Origin of the sequence: Pseudomonas sp. P5_109, assembly GCF_034009455.1 — a bacterium.
Taxonomy (GTDB): domain Bacteria; phylum Pseudomonadota; class Gammaproteobacteria; order Pseudomonadales; family Pseudomonadaceae; genus Aquipseudomonas.
On sequence record NZ_CP125380.1, the window covers coordinates 5,599,799 to 5,617,898 of the forward strand.

At 57.8% G+C, this 18,100-nt stretch carries 19 protein-coding genes and 1 pseudogene; 4 read left to right on the top strand and 16 right to left on the bottom strand.

Annotated features, from left to right (window positions below):
* Positions 1–13 precede the first annotated feature (13 nt).
* The 12 genes and pseudogenes from tolA to QMK54_RS24870 all read right to left on the bottom strand — a co-directional run bounded on the left by tolA (position 14) and on the right by QMK54_RS24870 (position 9,462).
* On the bottom strand, positions 14–1,093 hold the full coding sequence (tolA, locus tag QMK54_RS24815; protein WP_320401502.1) for a cell envelope integrity protein TolA: 1,080 nt from the start codon (positions 1,091–1,093) through the stop codon (positions 14–16).
* Positions 1,093–1,545: a protein TolR gene (gene tolR, locus QMK54_RS24820; RefSeq protein WP_181432078.1), complete on the bottom strand. Its 453-nt coding sequence runs from the start codon at positions 1,543–1,545 to the stop codon at positions 1,093–1,095. The genes tolA and tolR overlap by 1 nt, the downstream gene beginning before the upstream one ends.
* 23 nt (positions 1,546–1,568) lie before the next feature.
* Complete coding sequence (gene tolQ / locus QMK54_RS24825) at positions 1,569–2,264, bottom strand: protein TolQ (protein WP_008147369.1); 696 nt, start codon at positions 2,262–2,264, stop codon at positions 1,569–1,571.
* Complete coding sequence (gene ybgC / locus QMK54_RS24830; protein WP_007990726.1) at positions 2,254–2,721, bottom strand: tol-pal system-associated acyl-CoA thioesterase; 468 nt, start codon at positions 2,719–2,721, stop codon at positions 2,254–2,256. The genes tolQ and ybgC overlap by 11 nt, the downstream gene beginning before the upstream one ends.
* Before the next feature lie 127 nt (positions 2,722–2,848).
* Entirely contained in the window at positions 2,849–3,910 is a 1,062-nt protein-coding gene (gene ruvB, locus QMK54_RS24835; RefSeq protein ID WP_110660728.1) for a Holliday junction branch migration DNA helicase RuvB, read from the bottom strand.
* Positions 3,911–4,519, bottom strand: coding sequence for a Holliday junction branch migration protein RuvA (gene ruvA / locus QMK54_RS24840; protein ID WP_110660727.1), 609 nt, complete (start codon positions 4,517–4,519; stop codon positions 3,911–3,913).
* Positions 4,520–4,633: 114 nt separating this feature from the next.
* A complete protein-coding gene (gene ruvC / locus QMK54_RS24845; RefSeq protein ID WP_008015799.1) occupies positions 4,634–5,158 on the bottom strand; it encodes a crossover junction endodeoxyribonuclease RuvC in 525 nt (174 codons plus the stop codon).
* A gap of 159 nt (positions 5,159–5,317) precedes the next feature.
* Entirely contained in the window at positions 5,318–6,064 is a 747-nt protein-coding gene (locus QMK54_RS24850) for a YebC/PmpR family DNA-binding transcriptional regulator (protein ID WP_046042206.1), read from the bottom strand.
* 130 nt (positions 6,065–6,194) lie between these two features.
* On the bottom strand, positions 6,195–7,970 hold the full coding sequence (aspS, locus tag QMK54_RS24855) for an aspartate--tRNA ligase (protein ID WP_110661921.1): 1,776 nt from the start codon (positions 7,968–7,970) through the stop codon (positions 6,195–6,197).
* A 108-nt stretch (positions 7,971–8,078) separates the two neighbouring features.
* Positions 8,079–8,300, bottom strand: coding sequence for an FmdB family zinc ribbon protein (locus QMK54_RS24860; RefSeq protein ID WP_007977333.1), 222 nt, complete (start codon positions 8,298–8,300; stop codon positions 8,079–8,081).
* A gap of 136 nt (positions 8,301–8,436) precedes the next feature.
* Positions 8,437–8,772, bottom strand: coding sequence for a ribbon-helix-helix domain-containing protein (locus QMK54_RS24865; RefSeq protein ID WP_223592644.1), 336 nt, complete (start codon positions 8,770–8,772; stop codon positions 8,437–8,439).
* Positions 8,773–9,038: 266 nt separating this feature from the next.
* Positions 9,039–9,462 (bottom strand): annotated as a pseudogene (locus tag QMK54_RS24870) (Dps family protein).
* Positions 9,463–9,814: 352 nt separating this feature from the next.
* Between QMK54_RS24870 and QMK54_RS24875 the strand changes: the two are divergent.
* Positions 9,815–10,417: a cold-shock protein gene (locus QMK54_RS24875; protein ID WP_317851671.1), complete on the top strand. Its 603-nt coding sequence runs from the start codon at positions 9,815–9,817 to the stop codon at positions 10,415–10,417.
* Between the two features lie 64 nt (positions 10,418–10,481).
* On the opposite strand, the gene QMK54_RS24880 is transcribed toward QMK54_RS24875, so the two are convergent.
* Together QMK54_RS24880 and QMK54_RS24885 are read right to left on the bottom strand one after the other, a co-directional pair.
* The gene (locus tag QMK54_RS24880; protein ID WP_007977339.1) at positions 10,482–10,688 is read right to left on the bottom strand and encodes a SlyX family protein; all 207 of its coding nucleotides are present in this window, start codon (positions 10,686–10,688) and stop codon (positions 10,482–10,484) included.
* Between the two features lie 3 nt (positions 10,689–10,691).
* On the bottom strand, positions 10,692–11,117 hold the full coding sequence (locus QMK54_RS24885) for an HIT domain-containing protein (RefSeq protein ID WP_110662385.1): 426 nt from the start codon (positions 11,115–11,117) through the stop codon (positions 10,692–10,694).
* Positions 11,118–12,029: 912 nt separating this feature from the next.
* Here QMK54_RS24885 and QMK54_RS24890 point away from each other — a divergent pair.
* Complete coding sequence (locus tag QMK54_RS24890) at positions 12,030–13,358, top strand: OprD family porin (RefSeq protein WP_110662386.1); 1,329 nt, start codon at positions 12,030–12,032, stop codon at positions 13,356–13,358.
* A gap of 141 nt (positions 13,359–13,499) precedes the next feature.
* Here QMK54_RS24890 and QMK54_RS24895 read toward each other — a convergent pair whose 3' ends face one another.
* Entirely contained in the window at positions 13,500–14,342 is an 843-nt protein-coding gene (locus QMK54_RS24895; protein WP_320401503.1) for a mechanosensitive ion channel family protein, read from the bottom strand.
* A gap of 137 nt (positions 14,343–14,479) precedes the next feature.
* A complete protein-coding gene (locus QMK54_RS24900) occupies positions 14,480–14,965 on the bottom strand; it encodes a YajQ family cyclic di-GMP-binding protein (RefSeq protein ID WP_053155306.1) in 486 nt (161 codons plus the stop codon).
* A gap of 134 nt (positions 14,966–15,099) precedes the next feature.
* Between QMK54_RS24900 and QMK54_RS24905 the strand changes: the two genes are divergently transcribed.
* Positions 15,100–16,017 (top strand): putative 2-dehydropantoate 2-reductase, encoded by a 918-nt coding sequence (locus QMK54_RS24905; protein WP_320401504.1) that lies wholly within the window; start codon positions 15,100–15,102, stop codon positions 16,015–16,017.
* 45 nt (positions 16,018–16,062) lie between these two features.
* A complete protein-coding gene (locus QMK54_RS24910; RefSeq protein ID WP_223592655.1) occupies positions 16,063–18,099 on the top strand; it encodes a HAMP domain-containing sensor histidine kinase in 2,037 nt (678 codons plus the stop codon).
* Position 18,100: the final 1 nt, after the last annotated feature.

The window sequence follows — 18,100 nt, forward strand, 5'->3', positions numbered from 1 at the left end:
CGAAGAAGGTTTCTCACAAGGCTAGATCCTCAGGTGTGAATGTCATCTTGAATGAACGATACGGAGCGAAATCACTCGGCTTCATTCCCTGCATTTCTGTCAAACGTCCAATATTCTTCACCGCTGCAACAGCCGATGCGTCAAACGGACCGTCGCCACTGGACTTGGACACGCTGACCGAAGTCACCGTACCGTCCGGCAACATGCCGATTTGCAACACGACCGTCATGCCTTTGCGTGCCGAAGGTGGACGAGCCCAGCCTTCCGCTGCACGCGCACGAATCAGGTCATCGAAACTGCCGGCGACTTCGTCACCCTGCTCATCGGCCAAGGCCTGCTGACGCTGCGGCGTGTCGGAAAGCAAATCTGCCAGGGCCTGGGCCTTTTTGTCTTCGGCGGATTTACGTGCCGCGTCCTGCGATTTCTTCTTCGCAGCATCGGCAGCAGCTTTCTTCTTCGCTTCCTCGGCGACTTTCTTCTTCGCCTCTTCAGCGTCAGCTTTTTTCTTGGCGTCTTCCGCGGCTTTCTTCTTCGCGTCTTCGACGATCTTTTTCTTGGCTTCTTCAGCGGCCGCTTTCTTGGCCTCTTCTTCAGCAGCTTTCTTGGCTTCTTCTTCAGCTTTCTTCTTGGCTATATCAGCCAATTGTTTCTCTTCTGCCTTCTTGGCTTCCGCGGTTTTCTTCGCGTCGTCGGCTTTCTTGGCTTCATCAGCCTTTTTCGCCTCGTCCGCTTTCTTCGCTTCGTCGGCCTTCTTGGCTTCCTCGGCCTTTTGAGCCGCCTCTTCTTTCTTTTGTTCCGCAGCCTTCACCGCTTCCTGCTCGACCTTTTTCTGTTCCATCTGCTCGACTTCCGTTTGACGCGCAGCAGATTTCTGCGCTTCACCGGCAATCTTCTGATTGGTCTGGGTGGTCGCCCGACTTTTCGATTTCAGCTGGTACAAGGTCGCCTGGACAATCGGCTTGGCCGGCGGCAGTTCCGGAGTAAAGGCAAAACTGACGAACAGCATGCCGAACACCAGCACGTGCAAGCCAATCGCCCAGACACTAGGCCAGAAGTAGCTTTCCGAGGCGGACGGCTCTCGCTGTTGCTGCATCAGGGCGCCTCGGTAATCAAGCCAACATTACCGACCCCGGCTTTCTGCAACCCACCCATGGCCCCCATGACGGAACCGTAGTCGACGGTTTTGTCGCCACGAATGAAGACCTGGGTGTGCTTGCCGTTTTCATTGCCGACGCGAATGATCTTGGTCACGGCGTCGGTCATCTGCGGCAATGTCATGGCCCGGTCTTGCTGCTTGTCCGTGTCGACTTCGCTGCCAAGGTTCCAGTAGTAGGTCTTGTCGGATTTGATGGAAATGGTCAGGACCTGGGTGTTGTTGTCCTGCGGCAAGGCTTCACTGGAAACCTTGGGCAGATCAACTTTCACGCCCTGATTGAGCATCGGCGCGGTCACCATGAAAATGACCAGCAGTACCAACATCACGTCGATGTAGGGCACCACGTTCATCTCGGCGACCGGCTTGCGCTTTTTGCGAGCTCGAGCGATTAAAGCCATTGGAAATTACCTGCTTATTCTTCGCTGGTGTGCACTTTGCGGTGCAGGATCGCCTGGAACTCGTCGGCGAAGGTGTAGTAGCGGCCCAGCAGGGTTTCGCTGCGAGCAGCAAAACGGTTGTAAGCGATAACGGCTGGAATGGCCGCGAACAGACCGATGGCCGTGGCGATCAGTGCTTCGGCGATACCCGGGGCCACAGTGGCCAGGGTCGCTTGCTGGGCGGTCGCCAGGCCACGGAAGGAGTTCATGATCCCCCAGACGGTACCGAACAGGCCGATATACGGGCTGACGGAGCCGACAGTGGCCAGGAAAGGCAGGCTCTGCTCGAGCTTTTCTTCTTCGCGGGAAATGGCAACGCGCATGGCGCGGGCCACACCTTCCATCACCGCTTCCGGATCAACGCCTGGCTGTTGGCGCAGACGGGAGAATTCCTTGAAACCGGCCCGGAAGATTTGCTCGACGCCCGAATCAGGGTCCGGGTTGCTGCCGGCCTGACGGTACAGCTTGGACAGGTCGATACCCGACCAGAAGCGCTCTTCAAAGCTCTCCAGGGCACGTCGACCGGCGCGCAGCAGGTTGCTGCGCTGAAAGATCATGATCCACGAGGTCACCGATGCGGCTACCAGGATCAGCATTACCAGTTGCACCACGATACTGGCATTGCTGACCAGGCTCCACATGGAGGAATGGTCGACGACGTTAGCTTCCACGCTTTATCTCCTGCTTTGAGTGTGTACCCGCGCCGCTCACGTCGGCAAAGGCCGCTCGTAGAGCTTCGGGAATGGCCCGGGGTTTCAAACTTTCGGTGCGCACACAGGCCACCAGGAACTGCCCTTCGCAGAGCAGCACATTATCCGTCGCCCGCCTGACCTGCTGCTTGAAGCGCAGGCTGGCACGGTTCAATTCGATTACCTCGGCGCTTACCAGCAGTTCGTCGTCCAGTCGCGCCGGCGCGTGGTAGCGCGCTTCGCTGGAATGCACGACGAACAACAGGTCCTCCCCGGCAAGCTGCGATTGGGCAAAACCCAGATCTCGTAGCCGCTCGGTTCGAGCCCGTTCCATAAACTTGAGGTAATTAACGTAATACACGATGCCGCCCGCATCGGTGTCCTCGTAATAAACGCGACAACGATGTGCGAAAGGCTCAAGCCCGTTTTGCGCGCGCATACTCTAGTGCTTACTCCTCAGGTTGCCAATCCGGCCAGGCAACTGTTTTTCATAGTTCTACGGCTTTCTCGTGAAAGTACGGTCCTGGGACCGTACATTGCCCGAAAAAATCAGCGCGTAATGTTAATTAATCGTCAGCGACATCGAGAAACTCGTCTACCACGGGCATTTCGCCTAATCGTGACGGAATGTTTAAACCGAAATGCAGATAGGCATGCCGCGTCACCACCCGTCCTCGTGGCGTGCGCATGATATAGCCCTGCTGGATCAGATAAGGCTCCAGCACGTCTTCAATGGTGTGACGCTCTTCGCTGATGGCGGCGGCCAGGCTGTCGACCCCGACCGGCCCGCCGTCGAACTTCTCGATCATGGTCAGCAACAGACGCCGGTCCTGATGATCGAAGCCGCGCTCGTCGACATCCAGCAAGTTCAGCGCCAGGTCGGCAATCGGCTTGGTGATGTGCCCTTTGGCGCGAACTTCGGCGAAGTCACGCACCCGGCGCAACAGCCGGTTGGCAATCCGTGGCGTGCCACGGGCACGGCGGGCGATTTCGAAGGCACCCTCCGGGTCCAGCGGCAAACCGAGGATATTCGCCGAACGACCGACGATGGTCGCAAGGTCGGCGGTGCTATAGAACTCAAGCCGCTGAACGATGCCGAAACGGTCACGCAACGGGTTGGTCAGCATCCCGGCCCGCGTCGTTGCGCCGACCAGGGTGAACGGTGGCAGATCCAGCTTGATCGAACGCGCGGCCGGCCCCTCGCCGATCATGATGTCGAGCTGGAAATCCTCCATGGCCGGGTACAGCACTTCTTCTACGATGGGCGACAGACGATGGATTTCGTCGATAAACAGCACATCGTGAGGCTCAAGGTTGGTCAACAGCGCCGCCAGGTCGCCCGGGCGCTCCAGCACCGGCCCCGAGGTGCTCTTGATCGACACGCCCATTTCCTGGGCGATGATGTTGGCGAGGGTGGTCTTGCCGAGGCCAGGCGGCCCGAAGATAAGCGTGTGATCCAGGGACTCGTTACGACCACGAGCGGCTTGAATGAACAATTCCATCTGTTCGCGAACGGTCGGCTGGCCGATGTATTCGGCCAGGCTGACCGGGCGAATGGCGCGGTCCTGGACTTCTTCGCGCTCACGCGGACTATGCGTGGCAGCGATCAGACGATCAGCTTCAATCACTTAGATCATTCCCTTCAAGGCGCGGCGGATCATATCTTCACTGCTCAAACCTTTCTCCTTGATCGCGGACACCGCCTTGCTCGCCTCCTGAGGTTTGTAGCCCAGGGAAATCAGCGCGCTGACGGCATCGCTTTCAGCAGTGTTCACCGGTGCCGGTCCATCTGGCTGGTTCGGCACCAGGGCGAACATGGCCGGTACGGTTTCCCAGGCCTTGAAGCGATCCTTGAGTTCTACAAGCAAACGTTCTGCGGTTTTCTTGCCGACACCTGGCACCTTGGTCAGCGCCGAAGTGTCCTGGGACTGCACGCAGCGAACCAGTTCGTCGACTTCCAGGCTCGACATCAAGGCCAGCGCCAGTTTTGGCCCGACACCATTAAGGCGGATCAACTCGCGAAAAAAGTCGCGCTCACGCTTGCCGACAAAGCCATAGAGTAGTTGCGCGTCTTCGCGCACGACCAAATGGGTGTGCAAGGTCAGCGGCTCACCGACCGACGGCAAGCGGTAAAGGGTCGTCATGGGCACTTCGAGTTCATAGCCCAGGCCGTTTACATCCAGAATCAGATGCGGAGGCTGCTTCTCAGCCAGGGTGCCGCGCAAACGTCCAATCACATTACAAATCCTTGAGCGTTGGCCAGCTCTGGGCCAGCGACTGACAGAGCGAGGAGATAGCGCCGACAACCCGGGCGAAACGTCCCCGCTGCATAAAATTGATTGCTGATGCTATCAGAGACGCAGGCGCCCGCCACGACTGCGTGCCGCTCCCAACCCATGGGGCAGCAGACTGGAACGGGTATGAGCATGGCAAATGGCAATGGCCAGGGCGTCCGAGGCATCGATCTGCGGTTTGCTGGTCAACTTGAGCATGTGCATGACCATCATCTGCACCTGCTCCTTGTTGGCCGCACCGGTGCCAACAACCGCCTGCTTGACCTGGGTTGCGGTGTATTCGGCAATTTCCAGGCTTTCCTCGGCACCTGCAACGATCGCGGCGCCACGGGCCTGCCCCAGTTTCAGGGCGGAATCGGCGTTACGGGCCATGAACACCTTTTCGATCCCCATGGTCACCGGGTGGTAAGTCTGAATGATCTCCCGCACCCCGCGATAGACGATCTGCAGTCGCTCATGCAGCTCGCCAGCCCCGGTGCGGATACAACCGGAGGCGACGTACTCGCAGCCACGGCCGGTATCACGAACCACACCGTAACCGGTGATGCGCGAACCGGGGTCGATACCAAGAATTAAAGTCATAACGCCTGCGGGATAAGAAAAAACACGATCTTCAGCTCAGCGAAAAATAAATGTGGGAGCGGGCTTGCTCGCGAATGCGGACTATCAGACAACATCGTTGCTGAATATTAAACCGCTTTCGCGAGCAAGCCCGCTCCCACATGGATCGTGGCCACCCTTTTAACCGAGCTGTGCGGCGACAGACTCCGGAATGTCAGCGTTGGAATAGACGTTCTGCACGTCGTCCAGGTCTTCGAGCATATCGATCAGCTTGAGGACTTTCTCCGCGCCTTCCAGATCCAGTTCGGCACTGGTGGTCGGCAGCATGACGATTTCGGCGTCATCACCCTTGAAACCCGCCGCTTCCAGTGCGTTACGCACAGAATAGAAACCGGCAAACGAGGTGAACACGTCGATGGAACCGTCTTCGTTGGTCACCACGTCATCAGCGTCGGCTTCCATGGCCGCTTCCATCAGCGCATCTTCGTCGACGCCGGCAGCGAAGGAGATCTGCCCCTTGCGCTCGAACAGATAGGCCACCGAACCATCAGTGCCGAGGTTGCCACCGCACTTGCTGAACGCGTGGCGAACCGCGGCTGCGGTGCGATTGCGGTTGTCGGTCATGCATTCGACCATGACTGCCACGCCGCCCGGACCGTAACCCTCGTAGGTCAGCTCGACCATGTCGTCGGTATCGGCAGCGCCGGCTCCTCGGGCAACCGCGCGATCAATGATGTCGCGACTCATGTTCGCGCCGAGGGCCTTGTCCAGCGCCAGGCGCAGACGTGGGTTGGAGCCTGGATCACCGCCACCCTGACGGGCCGCGACAGTCAGCTCACGAATCCACTTGGTGAAAATCTTGCCTTTTTTGGCATCCTGACGTTCTTTGCGGTGCTTGATGTTCGCCCACTTGGAATGACCTGCCATAACTCGCTCCGAATTCTCTTTGAAACATTGCCCGCCTCGCGGAATCGCGCAGGCCGGCAAATAAAAAATCTTCAACAGCTCTATCTGTAAAGAAAAGGGCGCATCCGCGGATGCGCCCTTCTGGTCAGCCTTACTCGGCCTTCGGCGTTTCACGCAGACGAATGTGCAGCTCGCGCAATGCCTTGGCGTCCACCTGGCCCGGCGCCTGGGTCATGACATCGGCCGCACTCTGGGTTTTCGGGAAGGCGATCACTTCACGGATCGACTGGGCGCCGGTCATCAGCATCACCAGACGGTCCAGGCCAAACGCCAGGCCACCGTGCGGTGGTGCGCCGTATTTCAGGGCGTCGAGCAGGAAGCCGAATTTCTCTTCCTGTTCCACTTCGTTGATGCCCAGCAGGCGGAAGACCGCTTGTTGCATCTCTTTGCGGTGGATACGGATCGAACCGCCACCCAGCTCGGTGCCGTTCAACACCATGTCATAGGCACGGGACAGAGCGCCCGCCGGGTTGGCTTCCAACTCCGCCGGGGAGCACTTCGGCGCGGTGAACGGGTGGTGCAAGGCGCTGAAGCTGCCGTCGTCGTTCTCTTCGAACATCGGGAAGTCAACGACCCACATCGGAGCCCATTCGCAGGTCAGCAGGCTCAAGTCGTGACCGAGCTTGATGCGCAATGCGCCCAACGCTTCGCTGACGATCTTGGCCTTGTCGGCGCCGAAGAACACGATGTCGCCGTCAACTGCACCAACACGATCCAGGATCACATTGAGGTTGGCTTCAGGGATGTTCTTCACGATCGGCGATTGCAGACCGTCAACACCGGCAGCACGCTCGTTGACCTTGATATACGCCAGGCCCTTGGCACCGTAGATGCCGACGAACTTGGTGTAGTCGTCGATCTGCTTGCGCGGCATGCTCGCGCCGCCAGGTACGCGCAAGGCGGCGATACGGCATTTCGGGTCGTTGGCCGGGCCGCTGAACACCTTGAAGTCGACTTCCTTGAGCTGATCGGCAACGTCCACCAGTTCCAGCGGGTTACGCAGGTCTGGCTTGTCGGAACCGTAGCGGCGCATGGCTTCTTCGAAGGTCATGTGCGGGAAATCGCCGAATTCCAGATCCAGCACTTCCTTGAACAGGTTGCGGATCATTTGCTCGGTCAGGCCCATGATCTCTTTTTCATCGAGGAAGCTGGTCTCGATGTCGATCTGGGTGAATTCCGGCTGACGGTCGGCACGCAGGTCTTCGTCACGGAAGCACTTGGCGATCTGGTAGTAACGATCGAAGCCGGCCACCATCAGCAGTTGCTTGAACAGCTGCGGCGATTGCGGCAAGGCGAAGAACGAACCGGCATGAGTACGGCTCGGCACCAGGTAGTCACGCGCACCTTCAGGGGTGGCACGGGTCAGGATCGGCGTCTCGACGTCGAGGAAGCCGTTCTCGTCCAGGAAGCGGCGGATGCTGGTGGTCATGCGCGAACGCAGACGCAGCTTCTCGGCCATTTCCGGGCGACGCAGGTCGAGGAAGCGGTAGCGCAGACGGGTTTCTTCACCGACGTCGGAGAACTCGTTCAGCGGGAACGGCGGGGTTTCCGATTCGTTCAGCACTTCCAGCTCGTAGCCGAGGACTTCGATCATGCCCGACGCCATGTTGGCGTTGGTCGCACCGGCCGGACGCAGGCGAACCTTGCCGGTGATCTTCACGACGTACTCGCTGCGCACGCGATCGGCTGCGGCGAAGGTTTCAGCACGGTCTGGATCGAACACGACCTGGGCCAGACCATCACGATCACGGATATCGAGGAAAATCACCCCACCGTGGTCACGGCGACGATGGACCCATCCGCAAAGGGTAATTTCCTGGCCGTCCAGGCTTTCGTTCAGTTGGCCGCAATAATGGCTGCGCATCATGGTCGTGGTTTCACTTCTCGTAATTCGAAATTCGGTTGGAGGCCCTGGGCACATCCGCTGGGGATGCTGCAAGAACTCGCGCGTGTCGTTCAATTCAGGTCCAGGACCTTAGTCAGCTTTGTCGCCGCCGGCCAGGTTCTTCTTGGAACCGGTCTTGAAATCGGTTTCGTACCAACCGGTGCCGCTGAGGCGGAAGCCCGGCATGGACAGCATTTTTTTCAGCTCTGGCGCCTGACAGGCAGGGCAGTCGACCAGCGGTGCATCGCTGATCTTTTGAATGGCTTCCAACTGATGACCACAGGAAGCACATTGATAATCGTACATCGGCATGGAGGTTGTCTCGGCGATCAGATTGCTACCGCACACGCTGGGTTTTGCGGCAAAGAGCGGGATTATATCCATTAAATGCGGCCTGTGCAGCCGTAAGACTGCACAGACCGACACTCTGCTGTTTTCGCCGCCCAGACTAGGCCGTGACGATGCAACCTCCTTCCTTGAGGCTGTGTACGACACAGACAACCCGCACCAACCCACTGAAATTCCTCACCCCGCCGTGACGCAGGTGAACTTCGCGATCCACGTGGGATAACAGGCTACTGACCGAGCAATCATTGGCCCGGGCCATTCCCCCCAAAATATCCCAGTAAACCTGTTCAAGCCGCAAACAGGTGGCGAAGCCATTCAGTCGTACCGAGCGGGACAAGGGTTGGGCCAACCCCATATCGAACTCGCGAACAAACGGATCGACCCTTACATCCTTGTGCGAACCGTATCGCACCCCTTCCTGCCGTTCATAAAGCATAACGCTGACACTCCCTTGCCATCCTGGCTTCCATAAGCGCAACTGTGTGTCGACTTATAAAAACGCAGGTACAAAGGTATATCCAGATGACTTTATGGTCTTCGACGTAGGATAAGCCAACAACTGTTGGCAGACCCCGGAGAGCGTCCTACTCCGGACTTTTTCCCACGCAGCGAAGTAATGTCCCCTTCAGAAGCACCTGATTGAATGGCGTAGGAAAGAAGAGCGCGGACGACACCTTAATGTGTCGTCCGCGCAAGCGAGCGTTACTGGTCCAGCAGAGCGCGAAGCATCCACGCCGTTTTTTCATGCACCTGCATACGCTGGGTCAGCAAGTCCGCCGTAGGTTCATCGCTAACCTTGTCGAGCAAGGGGAAAATCCCCCGCGCCGTCCGCCGCCTCCTGCCCCTCGACCAATTGCCTGATCATGTCTTCGGCGGCAGGCACACCCACCTCCTCCTTGATGGAGGAAAGCCGCGCATAAACGGAATAGGCGCCGGGAGCAGGAAACCCCAGAGCGCGAATGCGCTCGGCAATCGAATCGACCGCCAGGGCCAGTTCGTTATATTGCTCTTCGAACATCAGGTGCAAAGTCCGAAACATCGGACCGGTGACGTTCCAATGGAAATTATGGGTTTTCAAATAAAGTACGTAGGTGTCCGACAGCAGGCGCGAAAGCCCGTCGACGATGGACTTGCGGTCCTATTCACTGATACCGATATCGATTGCCATGTTTTTCCCCTAACGGTGATGAATTTCAGCCAGCAGGTGCCCACCCACTCTAGCAAGCCTGCCGCCTTGCCGCAGCCCCGGAACTTCGCGCAACCTGCGGCAAATCGCCCGCAAAGAGCCGCCGGACGCCCTGATTTGAGTAGCCTGCGGCTTTGCTGTTAAATAGACAGCGTGTCGTCAGTGCCTATTTTCCCGGGTGTGGCGCATAGGCTGATACCGGGTACGTGTCCAACGCCTCTTTAATTGTTTTGAAGCGAACCGTGCGCCATCAGCTCTTCCTTGTGAGTTGTCTTAACGTGAGTTAATTAAAATGTTGAAAATCGTCCACCTGTTGATAGGCACAGCGGCCTTGCTGCTGTCCTTCATCCCTAGCCTGCACTCCGAAGCATTACCTTACCTGCAACAACCTGACGCGCTGTACCTGGCCTTTTTCGGCCTGCTCAACCTCACGCTTGCACCTGTCATCCCTTACTGGAACAAAGGTCCGCGCCACCAACTGCAGAATCTGGTCAGTGCCCTGCTGGTGCTGGCGGTAGTCCTGCAAACCCTGACGCTGATCGCACCGATGCCGGTCATTGCCGGCCAACCGGCCGTTCTGTTCAGCCTGGTCGCAGCCGTGATCGCTGTTGCCCTGCACCTGGGTGTCAGCTTCTACAAATCGTCACCGGCCGCCGCTTCGCCTAGCTACGACATGAGCAACCGCGATACCGGCACCGTCAAGTGGTTCAACACGTCCAAAGGCTTTGGCTTCATTTCCCGCGACTCCGGCGACGATATCTTCGTTCACTTCCGGGCCATTCGCGGTGAAGGCCACCGCGTCCTGGTAGAAGGCCAGCGCGTGGAGTTCTCTGTCATGAATCGTGACAAGGGCCTGCAAGCCGAAGATGTGATCGCCGCACTGCCACGCCGCTGATTCAAGGCTAAAAAAAACCGCGGACAGCCTGGCTGCCCGCGGTTTTTTTATGCCTGCATATTGCTTAATAGTGCGGCGGTGGCGCTTCTTCTTCGAACGACTCGAACTGGCCGACCATTTCCTCCTGCCGCTTGAGCAACGCAGCCATTTGCAGCTGCAGACGCTCAACCACCCGTTGCTGCGCGACCAGCACATCATTCAATGCCTGGATGGTGTCATCCTGAAAGGCCAGGCGGCTTTCAAGGTCGGTAACGCGTTCTTCCAGGCTCATGGTTCAGCCCTCCAGAAACGTAAAATCATCGGTCAAAATCAGACGCAAACGCTCGCGAATGGCGGCAATCTGCTCCGAACTGTAGGGTTTTGCCGGATGCTTACCCCAAACCGGCGCTGGCCAGGCGGCATCTTCGCGCTTGCGCACGATCACATGCATGTGCAACTGACTGACGACATTGCCCAGCGCCGCAACATTCAACTTGTCCGCGTCGAACGAGTCCTTGAGCACCTGCGAAAGCGCCGTTGTCTCGCGCCAAAGCTGCTGCTGGTCTGCGACATCCAACTGAAATATCTCACTGATAGCCTCACGACGAGGTACCAGGATGAACCAGGGATAGTTCGAATCGTTGGACAGCAGCAACCTGCAGAGCGGAAAGTCCCCGATCGGTAACGTGTCTTGTTGAAGTCGTGGATCTAAAGCGAACACTGCGCGTACTCCCGCCGGGTCATCATTTTTCAGCTTAGCGCCCATCCAGAGGGACAGCGCACCAAGCGACCGGACGGCAGCATACCTGTGAACGGCGCACGCTTCACGGCGAACCTTGCACAGTGGTGAAGAGCACCAACAAAAAACCGGCAGACCGCCCCCGGATGAGACACTTTTTGCTGCCACGCACCATTACAGAACCGACTACATGAGAAAAAGCACCGAAATGACTGATTAACAACGAAGAGTTCTCGCCGGACACGCGATCAACAGGCCAGAGTTCAACACCTGGATAAAAATTTTTTGCACCAAAACCGAACAGTGGGTCTACGCTGAACGCTTCGACATCCGCCGTTTACTCACTCACGGGGTGAACGGGTAACATTTTTGGTTGTCAGGCAATCGACCAGCGGGACGCAACACGAAGCCAGGCAAGGCGTCAAGTCCAAACCAGAGGCGCTTGAACCCCCCGGTTTCACGAGGTTTTCACAACCCCAGGCAATCAGTTGGAAAAAAAGCGTAACAAAATCCGATTTTGTGCACGCTTGTTGCATTGATACCCAACATCACCTGAGTGACACCCGCTGGAAGTGGGGACCTTCAGGCAAAAAAAGACAGTGGCAAGGTAGCCCGATGGAGATTCAAACGTTTCACCAGGACTCTTTTTACCGACACCGAGGCTCAGAAAACAGCATTAAAGTTGTCAGCCCGGTTGCGTCGGAGCTCGAAATTTGCGACATCTACCTCGCTGTTTGCGACAGGGTCGTAAAGAACGCGAAAGGTTAGATACGCAAGTATCGCCAACATTGTCGGCGTGATATAAGTTTGCGCCGACACAAAAAGAAAGAGCCGCCCAGATAATAAAACAGGTGGGACGGCAGTACTCTTCTAAAACCAAAGGAGCAAATCACGATGCGCGTGATGAAGTGGAGCATGATCGCACTGGCAGTTGCAGCAGCAGCCAGTACCCAATTGGCTACGGCCGCCCCTTTCGTAAGTGACCAGGCTGAAGCCAAAGGTATTGTTGAAGACAGCACGCTGAACTTGCTGGTTCGCAACTACTACTTCAACCGCGACCGCAAAGATGGCGCAACCGACCAGAAAGACTGGACCCAAGGCATCTGGGGCAACTTCAGCTCCGGTTACACTCAGGGTCTGATCGGTGTTGGTGTTGATGCATTCGGTTACCTGGCAATCAAACTGGACGGCGGTGATGGCACCGGCGGCACCGGTAACATGAGCCGCGACGCCGATGGCGAAGTCAACAACAGCCAGGGCAAAGCCGGTGGCGCTGTTAAATTCCGCGTATCCAAAACCGAGCTGAAAGTCGGCGACATGCAGCCAAGCACTGCTCCAGTGTTTGCAGTTGGCGGCTCCCGTATCCTTCCTCAAACTGCCAGCGGCATCCAGCTGCAGAGCAGCGAAGTCAAAGACCTTGACCTCGAAGCCGGTCACTTCTACTCGGCGACCAGCCAGGACCGTAACGCTCGTGACGGCGGCCTGTTTGCAACCTACGCTGGCGTAGAAGCCAACTCCATCGACTACTTCGGTGGCAAATACGGCATCACCGACAACCTGTCGGCATCGCTGTACGGCGCCAAGCTGGAAGACATCTGGAACCAGTACTACGCCAACCTGAACTACACCATCCCGATGGGCGGCGACGAGTCGCTGAACCTGGACGGTAACATCTACAACACCAAAGACACTGGTGATGCCAAAGCAGGCGAGATCAGCAACACTGCTTACTCCCTGGCAGCCGCTTTCTCGTTCATGAAAGCACACACCATCACCCTCGCCTTCCAGAAGGTTAACGGTGACACTCCGTTCGACTACATCGGCGTGGGCAAAAACAACCGCGGCGGCGACTCGATCTTCCTCGCCAACTCCATCCAGTACTCTGACTTCAACGCCCCTGGCGAGAAGTCTGCCCAGGTTCGTTACGACCTGAAAATGGCTGAGTACGGCGTTCCAGGTCTGAGCTTCATGACCCGTTACGTTAAAGGCTGGGACATCGACGGCACCAAAACTCCAGCAGGCAGCCCTTACGCTGGTCTGTATGGCGAAGACGGCAAGCACAACGAAACCAACTTCGAAGCCAAGTACGTTGTTCAGTCTGGCCCGGCAAAAGACCTGTCCTTCCGTATTCGTCAAGCATGGCACTTCGCTAACGCTGACGAAGGTGAAGGCGACGTGAAAGAGTTCCGTTTCATCGTCGACTACCCGCTGTCGGTTTTGTAATCGCATCCAGTTAGTTTGCGGTAACAAAACAAAAGGCCCATCTTCGGATGGGCCTTTTTTGTTGTCTGTGCAAATTGTTCAATTATTGAACAATCGCCCTACATGCCTGACCGAAAAGTCAGACATGTATGGCAAGGTCTATCACTGCACTGCGGACTCCTGAACCACGCGAATAACCCGCTGTGGAAATGGAATGTCGATACCAGCCTTTCTCAGGTGATCACGGGACAGTTCGTTGAACATGAACATCACATCCCAATAATCGGCCGTCTTCACCCAGGCACGCAGGGAAACAGTGATAGAACTGTCACCCAATGTCGAAATGACTGCCTGAGGTGCCGGGTCAGTCAATACACGGGGATCCTTGGCCAGTTCCAGTAATACTTCACGGGCTTTCTGCAAGTCCGCTTCGTAATCAACGCCTACATCAAACACGACTTTGCGGGTCGGCTGGCGATTGGTGTTGGTGATGATGCCGTTCGACAGATTACCGTTGGGCACGATGATGGTCTTGTTGTCACCGGTACGCAGCACGGTATGGAAAATCTGGATGCTGTCGACAGTGCCGGCGATCCCCTGAGCCTCGATCCAGTCACCGATACGAAATGGACGGAACAGCAAGATCAGCACGCCGCCGGCGAAGTTTGCCAGGCTGCCCTGCAAGGCCAGGCCGATGGCCAGACCCGCCGCACCAATCGCCGCGACAAACGAAGTGGTTTCCACACCGATCATCGAGGCTACGCTGACGATCAGCAGGATCTTGAGGATGATGTTCGCCAGGCTGCTGATAAACCCTTGCAGCGCAAGGTCGGCATTACGCAATGCAATCAGGCCGCCGAGCTTTTTCGTGACTTTGTTGATCAGCCACCAGCCGATGGCCAGGGTGATGACCGCCAGCAGTACACGACTGCCGTACTCCATGATCATCGGGATCCAGGTTTGGGAAACCTTGACCAGGTTGTCTACCTCAGCATTTAAGTCCATCTACTTGCTCCTGTTTTCCGGCTATCCGGCATGCATAAAAAAAAGCGGCAGAAAGATCGAACCGCGACGGGCTCAATCGTTTCTGCCGTTGCTTGGGCCTCCGACGTCACAAACGCCGATAGGTTCCCGCTTTCAAGTCAGTCGCGGAAGTTGTTGAACTGCAGCGGCATACCGAATTCCTTGGCTCGCAGCGCAGCAATGGCTTCCTGCAGGTCATCACGCTTCTTGCCGGTAATCCGCACCTGCTCGCCCTGAATGGCAGCCTGGACCTTGAGCTTGGCATCCTTGACGTGAGCGACGATTTTCTTCGCCAACTCCTTGTCGATGCCTTCCTTGAGGACGGCTTCCTGCTTCATCAACTTGCCCGACGCGAAGGCGTCCTTGACCTCAAGGCACTGCACGTCGATTTTGCGCTTGACCAGGGCCAGCTTGAGGATCTCAATCATCGCTTCAAGCTGGAAGTCCGCTTCCGCTGTCAGGTTGACGGTCAGGTCTTTTTCCTTGAACTCGAAGCTGCCTTTGCCTTTCAGGTCATAACGACGATCGAGTTCCTTGACGGCGTTCTCGACCGCGTTGGTGACTTCGTGTTTGTCCAGTTCGGATACCACGTCGAACGACGGCATGTAATCTCTCCAATATAAAGGCGCGCCGATGGAGCACGCCTGGCTTGCGGTTAAAATCCGCGCTGATTATAACGGGTCTTTCCCATCATTCACTGTGAGCTGCCGATGCACGCCTTAAAGAGAGCAAAAAGCTGATGTCCACCACCTGGCATGTTCTGGGCGCCGGCAGCCTCGGCACTTTATGGTCAACACGCCTGGCACGGGCTGGCGTACCAGTGAGGCTGATCCTGCGGGACACCGCGAGACTACAGGCCTATGAGGCGGCCGGTGGTTTGACACTGGTGGAACACGGCGAGGCGCAACACTATGCCGTACCCGCCGAGACAGCCGACAGCACACAGCCGATCCACCGCCTGTTGGTGGCCTGTAAAGCCTACGACACCGAAAGCGCGGTGGCCCGATTGGCGCCGCGCCTGGTCCCCGGTGCCGAGCTGATCCTGCTGCAAAATGGCCTGGGCAGCCAGGACGCGGTGGCCGCACAGGTTCCGCAAGCACGCTGCATCTATGCGTCGAGCACCGAAGGTGCCTTTCGCGACGGTGATTGGCGCGTGGTGTTTGCCGGGCATGGCTTCACCTGGCTGGGGGACGCGAGCCATCCGGTCGCGCCGATCTGGCTCGACGACCTGAGCGCTGCCGGTATCCCCCACGAGTGGAGCACCGAAATCCTGACCCGGCTGTGGCGCAAACTCGCCCTCAACTGTGCGATCAATCCGCTGACGGTGCTACACGATTGCCGCAACGGCGGCTTGCAGCAACATCACTGCGAAGTCGCCACCCTGTGCGGCGAGTTGGTGGAGCTGCTTGAGCGTTGCGGTCAACCGGCTGCCGCCGAAAACCTGCAACAGGAAGTTGAACGGGTGATTCACGCCACTGCAGCCAACTACTCCTCGATGCATCAGGACGTCACGAGCCAGCGCCGCACAGAAATCAGCTACCTGCTGGGCTACGCCTGCAAAGTGGCCGGGCGCCATCAACTGAACCTGCCTCACCTCAATCAGCTTGAGTCGAGGTTGATTGCCCGCCTGCAAAGCCTTGGATTGCCCAGCGACTGAGCAGCGGCTACGCTGGCCACTTGTTCCTTGTCTGCGATGAATCCGATGCCATTGCGCCAGCGCCTTGAAAACCTGCCCGTCGGCCAGAAACTGCTGGCCGCCCTGCTGGTACTGATGGTCACCGTCCTGCTGGTTGCCAACCTGACCTTTATCAGCGCCGCCTACTACATATCCCAGGAAAGCATGGCGCCACAGGCCCTGCAGACCATCGGCCGACTGGTATCGAACCCGAGCCTGGTGTCCGAAGCCCTGGAATCGCCGCAAAGCGCCGAGCGCCTGCTCAACGAACTCAACAGTTATTCACCGCTGCGCGCAGCAGTCCTGTATGACGGAAAGGGCGAACAGTTGGCGCAACTGCAGCGCGGCGACAAACTGGAGTTGCCGAAACGGTTCCGGCATATCGAAGACTGGCAGGTGACCGAGTTTCGCAGCAACCAGGTCATCACCCTGCCCCGCCCCGGAACCGCACCAGGGCATTTGCTGTTGGTCGCCAGCAGTGAACTGCCAGTGGCGTTCTACACCGGGACCCTGACGGCCAGCCTGGGCATTCTGATTTTCAGTGTGCTGCTGTGGCTGATCATCGCCCGCCAGATCAAGCGCCTGATTACCCGGCCGATCCATCAGCTCGAAGAGTTGTCCCGCCAGGTAACCCGTGAAGAAAACTACGCACTGCGTGCTTCGCGAGGCAACCACGATGAAATCGGCAGCCTCGCCGAGGCGTTCAACACCATGCTCTCGCGTATCGAGGCCCGGGAGCAGCAACTCAAACGTGCCCGGGACGACTCCCAGGCTGCCTACGACCAGGCCCAGGGCCTGGCGGAAGAAACCCGCCATACCAACCGCAAGCTGGAGCTGGAAGTCCAGGTGCGCAGCAAGATCGAGAAAAAGCTCACCGGCTTCCAGAACTACCTCAACAGCATCATTGACTCCATGCCGTCGGCATTGATCGCCCTCGACGAACAGCTCTATGTGACGCAATGGAACCAGGAAGCGAGCGCCCTTTCCGGCACTCGCCTCGACGAAGCCCTGAACCAGCCGATTTTCCTTGCCTTCGAACCGCTCAAGCCGTTCCTGCCGCAACTCAAGCAAACGGTCGAACAACACACGGTGGCCAAGATCGAACGTGTCACCTGGCTCAAGGACGAAGAGCCCCGCCACTACGCCCTGACTTTCTACCCGTTGATGGGCGGCGCCGGGCGTGGTGTGGTGATCCGGATCGACGACATCACCCAGCGCCTGTCCCTGGAAGAGATGATGGTGCAGTCGGAGAAAATGCTCTCGGTTGGCGGTCTTGCCGCCGGCATGGCCCACGAGATCAACAACCCACTGGGTGCGATACTGCACAACGTGCAAAACATTCGCCGACGCCTGTCCCCCGATCTGCCGAAGAACCTGGAAGTAGCCGAACAGGCCGCAATCGAACTGGCGACGGTCAATCAGTACCTGCAAATCCGCGAAGTGCCGCAGTTGCTCGACGGCATCCAGCAGGCCGGCGCCCGGGCCGCCAAAATCGTCACCCACATGCTCAGTTTCAGCCGTCGCAGCACCCGTCAAATGGCCCCGTGCGATCTGCCCGCCCTGATCGATCAGGCGGTAGAGATTGCCGGCAACGATTTCGACCTGGCGATCGGCTTCGATTTCAAGGGCCAGGCCATCATTCGTCAGTTCGATCCGGCGCTGGGTCCGGTACCCGGCACCGCCAACGAACTGGAGCAAGTGCTGCTCAACCTGTTGAAAAACGCCGCGCAAGCCATCCACCAGCGCGAAGACGACAGCGAGCCGGGGCGGATCATTCTGCGCACCCGGCTGAATCCGCCATGGGCGGAAATCCAGGTCGAGGACAACGGCATCGGCATGAGCGAAAGCGTGCGCAAACGCACCTTCGAGCCGTTCTTCACGACCAAGGAAATCGGCCAGGGCACCGGCCTTGGACTGTCGGTGTCGTATTTCATCATCACCAACAACCACAAGGGGCAGATGGAAGTGCAATCGACCCTGGGCCAAGGCACGTGCTTCACCTTGCGCCTGCCCCTGGCGAGCACGCCACCTGTCTCGCAAGAACTCAATCTGCTATCGAGGTAAC

Excerpts from the sequence above, each read along its gene's own strand:
- ruvC (WP_008015799.1), bottom strand. The coding sequence starts at position 5,158 with ATGACTTTAATTCTTGGTATCGACCCCGGTTCGCGCATCACCGGTTAC.
- QMK54_RS24880 (WP_007977339.1), bottom strand. The coding sequence starts at position 10,688 with ATGAGCCTGGAAGAACGCGTTACCGACCTTGAAAGCCGCCTGGCCTTT.
- QMK54_RS24850 (WP_046042206.1), bottom strand. The coding sequence starts at position 6,064 with ATGGCAGGTCATTCCAAGTGGGCGAACATCAAGCACCGCAAAGAACGT.
- ybgC (WP_007990726.1), bottom strand. The coding sequence starts at position 2,721 with ATGCGCGCGCAAAACGGGCTTGAGCCTTTCGCACATCGTTGTCGCGTT.
- QMK54_RS24890 (WP_110662386.1), top strand. The coding sequence starts at position 12,030 with ATGCGCGTGATGAAGTGGAGCATGATCGCACTGGCAGTTGCAGCAGCA.
- aspS (WP_110661921.1), bottom strand. The coding sequence starts at position 7,970 with ATGATGCGCAGCCATTATTGCGGCCAACTGAACGAAAGCCTGGACGGC.
- QMK54_RS24900 (WP_053155306.1), bottom strand. The coding sequence starts at position 14,965 with ATGCCGTCGTTCGACGTGGTATCCGAACTGGACAAACACGAAGTCACC.
- QMK54_RS24860 (WP_007977333.1), bottom strand. The coding sequence starts at position 8,300 with ATGCCGATGTACGATTATCAATGTGCTTCCTGTGGTCATCAGTTGGAA.
- QMK54_RS24905 (WP_320401504.1), top strand. The coding sequence starts at position 15,100 with ATGTCCACCACCTGGCATGTTCTGGGCGCCGGCAGCCTCGGCACTTTA.
- QMK54_RS24910 (WP_223592655.1), top strand. The coding sequence starts at position 16,063 with ATGCCATTGCGCCAGCGCCTTGAAAACCTGCCCGTCGGCCAGAAACTG.
- tolA (WP_320401502.1), bottom strand. The coding sequence starts at position 1,093 with ATGCAGCAACAGCGAGAGCCGTCCGCCTCGGAAAGCTACTTCTGGCCT.
- QMK54_RS24875 (WP_317851671.1), top strand. The coding sequence starts at position 9,815 with ATGTTGAAAATCGTCCACCTGTTGATAGGCACAGCGGCCTTGCTGCTG.
- QMK54_RS24895 (WP_320401503.1), bottom strand. The coding sequence starts at position 14,342 with ATGGACTTAAATGCTGAGGTAGACAACCTGGTCAAGGTTTCCCAAACC.
- QMK54_RS24865 (WP_223592644.1), bottom strand. The coding sequence starts at position 8,772 with ATGCTTTATGAACGGCAGGAAGGGGTGCGATACGGTTCGCACAAGGAT.